The organism is Spiroplasma endosymbiont of Megaselia nigra (genome assembly GCF_003987485.1).
In the GTDB taxonomy this organism is placed as follows: Bacteria; Bacillota_I; Bacilli_A; order Mycoplasmatales; family Mycoplasmataceae; genus Spiroplasma.
Genome location: NZ_RCOO01000120.1, coordinates 1 through 3,563, shown reverse-complemented (window position 1 = coordinate 3,563; position 3,563 = coordinate 1). Strand labels below are relative to the sequence as shown.

General features: G+C 26.7%; 3 protein-coding genes. All 3 read left to right on the top strand.

The genetic code is table 4. From position 1 onward, the window contains the following. Window positions 1-587: 587 nt before the first annotated feature. Entirely contained in the window at window positions 588-851 is a 264-nt protein-coding gene (locus tag D9R21_RS05080) for a hypothetical protein (protein WP_126821359.1), read from the top strand. Next, the gene (locus D9R21_RS05075) at window positions 838-1,614 is read left to right on the top strand and encodes a ParA family protein (protein WP_158613907.1); all 777 of its coding nucleotides are present in this window, start codon (window positions 838-840) and stop codon (window positions 1,612-1,614) included. The genes D9R21_RS05080 and D9R21_RS05075 overlap by 14 nt, the downstream gene beginning before the upstream one ends. A gap of 244 nt (window positions 1,615-1,858) precedes the next feature. Further along, on the top strand, window positions 1,859-3,563 hold a 1,705-nt coding region (locus D9R21_RS05070; RefSeq protein WP_283949351.1), incomplete at its 3' end, for a two-component regulator propeller domain-containing protein.

Sequence of the window (3,563 nt, the reverse complement as noted above, 5' to 3'; positions counted from 1 at the left end):
ATTTTTATATCAAATTTCAATTGATAAAAAATAATGAATAATTTCGCATATGGTTTTTACATCTCTTTTTTGGGCGAGCGGTTGATTTTATGAAATTTTTGTGATAAAATAATTTATAAGTTAAAAAAGTTTTGAAATTCTTTCAAACAAATTTGGGAACCTTTATAAAATTCTTAGCTTAACGCTTAGAATTTTTCCCAAGCATTTTGAAAAGCGCGGCAAAAGTTTTTTTAAACTTTAAGGCATTTTTCACAAACTTATGAAAATCACCGCGAGCCCAGATTAATAAATAATAATGAATTAAATCTAATAATTTAACATAGTACCATAGTTTAAAAACCCTTATAAAATAAGGTTTTTTTATTTATTGTTTTGCTATTGTTGTCTGTGGCGCATTGAGTGTTGTTTTCACGGGTAAAAGGTAATAAAATGTAAACTTAATAATTTTATTATACTTATATTATTATACTATTAATACTAAATTTAGTATTAATAGTATAATAATATAAAACCTTTATTTTAAATATTTTTAATGTATAATACTATTAATACTAAATTTAGTATTAATAGTATAGAAAAGGAAAAATATGCCAAATAAAGTAAATAAATTAATAAAAGAAACAATAAATAATAATGATATATACAAAAATAATTCCAGTTTTAAAAATGCTAAAGAATTTAAAAAAATAAATGAAAATAATGTTATGCCTAGAATGTTATGTAATGTTAAATTAGTTCAAAAATTTAGAAATTTAGCAAAAGAGAGGCAATGAAGCAACACAACGCTTATGAATAATATTTTAAAAGATTATTTTGATAAATTGAAAAACAACAACAATGAAGATTATTAGTTTTGCAGTCAAAAAAGGTGGGGTCGGAAAAACAACCCTTTGCAAAAATGTTGCATATAAGTTAGCCCTTGATGGATCAAAGATCTTATTGATTGACCTTGACCCCCAAGCAACCTTATCAACTATTTTTTCAAATAATAATTATAATTATAAAAAAAATATTATACCTTTAATTATAAATCCAAATTTAATAACTGTTGATAATATTATTCAATCAACGAAATATAAAAATATTGACATTATTATTGGCGGAGAAGAAATAAATTCAACAACAACTTTAATAAATACTTTCTATAAAAATGAAAAAGAAAAATATTTATTTGCTGATTTAATTTATGAATATAATGAAGAAATATTTGATAGTTATGATTATGTGTTAATTGACTACCCACCAACAATACAAGAATTAGGATTAAGTTTTTTAATGTTGTCTGATTTAATAATTGTACCTCTAACTGATGACGGAGGGTGTTATAAAGGGGTATTAGATTTAAAAAATACTTTAAATCATATTTCTAAAATTATTAATAAAGAACCACCAAATATTAAAATTTTATTAAATAATGTAAAAAATAATGATGTTACAAAAACTATTTTAGAATGATTAAAAAATGATAATCTTTTAAAGTATTTATTAAAATTTGAGATTAAACATTCAGACACTTTTTCAAAAAATACAGTTAAATTAGACACAATATGGACTAACTCTACATATTGGCGGCAAAAAAAAGCCTACGAAGAACTCATCAAAGAAATTAAATAACACAGGTAATTTAAAATATTTTTTACAAAATTAAAAAAATTTACTTTTTAAATAAAACGTATATAATCATTCTGTAATTAAATAAATAAAAAATGGAAACACAAAAATTTTAACAACCCGTGTTTCCATAGAAAATTATAACAAAAATCTAACATAATTTCTTGGTTTTTTTTAAAATAATTGTCTATGGGAATATCAGCAGTGTGATATTCTTTTTTTTATTTATCAGAAAGGAAACAATGAAATGAAAAAACTACTAATTCTATTAACCATATCAACATTAACAGTAAACATTCCCGCTCCGTTGCTAGCCAACGCACCACTAGAAAAAGTAAAGCGCGATTTTAATACCTTGACATCTAATTCAAATAACTACTATCTACCGCTAAAAGAAATTGATGGTATTAGAGGTTATGTTATGTCAATTGTAATTGACAAAGATAATAACATTTATTTGGGTACGTTTGCAGGTGTGTTTGTGTTAAAACACGGGGAAACAACACCAACAAAAATCAATGGAATAAATAATGTTTGTAATTCAATTGTAATTGACAAAGATAATAACATTTATTTTGGGACAAATAGCGGTGTGTTTGTGTTAAAACACGGGGAAACAACCCCAACAGAAATCAATGGAATAAATAATAAAGTTAATTCAATTGTAATTGACAAAGATAATAACTTTTATTTTGGGACAAAGGACGGAGCAATTATGCTGAAACAAGGTGCAACAACCCCAACAGAAATCAACGGAATAAATGGTTATGTTATTTCAATTGTTGTTGATAGTAAAGATAACATTTATTTTGGGACAAATAGCGGTGTGTTTGTGTTAAAACACGGGGAAACAACCCCAACAAAAATCAATGGAATAAATAATAAAGTTAATTCAATTGCAATTGACAAAGATAATAACTTTTATTTTGGGACAAAGGACGGAGCAATTATGCTGAAACAAGGTGCAACAACCCCAACAGAAATCAACGGAATAAATGGTTATGTTAATTCAATTGTTGTTGATAGTTCTAATATTATTTATTTTGGAGCACCTGATGGTGTGTTTGTGTTAAAACAAGGTGAAAAAATACTAAACAAAATTAACGGGATAGAAAATGATACTTCATTTATAATGATAGATAGTAATGGTAATTATTATTTTGGTGGTAATGATTGGCTTAAATTTACAACAATGGTTTTAGATTGGCTAAAACAACAAAGTAAATTTACTTTGGTTGATAGCACAAAAACACAAACTTGGACTCGCCCTGACTTGCTTAGTGTTGATGGGGAGTTAAACATTGATATTGCCAACCCAAACATTGATAAAGTTGTTTTTGATAATGTCCAACAAACACAAACAAATAAAAAATGAAAAATCAATGTGAAACCCGAAATGGCACCACGAGACCATAATTTGCAAGTAATGTTTACTTTGGATGGTAAAAAATATACAAGTGAAATTACGGTCTCAATGCAGGCGAAAGTTGTACCGCCAACTCCACCAGTTCAAGAAAATTTAGGTGATTTAATAAAAAACACTGATTTAGGCAATATCATTGATAACAGCGATGATACTATTTTCACTGCTGTTAATCAGAAAAATAGCAATGTCATTGATGATTTTTCGCAAATTACAATTGAGAAAAAAGATAATCACTCTGCAACTTTAACCGTGAAAATAGATAGTAAAAGTTATGCGGGTTCGGTTGATGTAACTTATAATGTTGTGCCAGCAACGGTAGTTGATTTAAAAATTGAATTAAAACCATCTGCCCCCGACACAATCGTGGTGAAAGATTATCTTGGTCAAATTGATATAAGCAATATCACAAATCCAGTTAACACATTCTACTATGCAAATAGCGAAAGTGTTATCACAATGGTTAAACCAACCACAAGCAGTTTGATAACTGGTGTTGTCTATGGTTGTGATGATAAATGAAATAAAA